This is a genomic window from Streptomyces sp. RP5T, assembly GCF_003933965.1.
Classification (GTDB): Bacteria; Actinomycetota; Actinomycetes; order Streptomycetales; family Streptomycetaceae; genus Streptomyces.
Window position 1 is genome coordinate 1 of sequence record NZ_RSAJ01001266.1, and the last position, 500, is coordinate 500.

General features: G+C 71.2%; 1 protein-coding gene. It reads left to right on the plus strand.

Going from position 1 to position 500, the window contains the following annotated elements:
• A partial coding sequence (locus EHS43_RS45745; protein WP_148104394.1) for an arylamine N-acetyltransferase occupies positions 1-324 on the plus strand: 324 nt, incomplete at its 5' end.
• Between the last annotated feature and the right edge of the window lie 176 nt (positions 325-500).

Below are 500 nucleotides of genomic sequence, written 5' to 3' on the forward strand. Positions count from 1 at the left end.
GACCTGGACGTCGTCCTGGGCGGCAGGAGCCAGTACCGGCTGGAGGTGCGGCCCCGGGTGCTCGGTGACTTCGTGGCCGGGGCCTGGTGGCACAGCACCTCGCCGGCCTCGCACTTCACCCAGTCCCTGGTGTGTTCGAGGGTCACGGAGGACGGCGGGCGGATCACGCTCAGCGGGCGGGTCCTCAAGACCACGGACGCCGCCGGGGAGCGGGAGGAGCGGGAGCTGGAGACGGACGAGGAGGTGCTGGGGGTGTACCGGGAGAGGTTCGGTGTCGAGCTCGACCGGGTGCCGACCGTGCGGAACCGCGAAGGGCACGGTTGAGCCGGTCCTGCCCGTCCCGTCCGGCCTGGAAAATGGTGCCGTGAGCGATGTGAGACATGTACTGGTGCTGCCTGATCGGGATGCCGCGGAGGAGGTCGTCGAGGCGCTCGCGGAGCGGTTCGGGGTGGACGAGGAGCCGCAGGTCGTACGGGACGCGTTGGCGGGGGAGGACGACG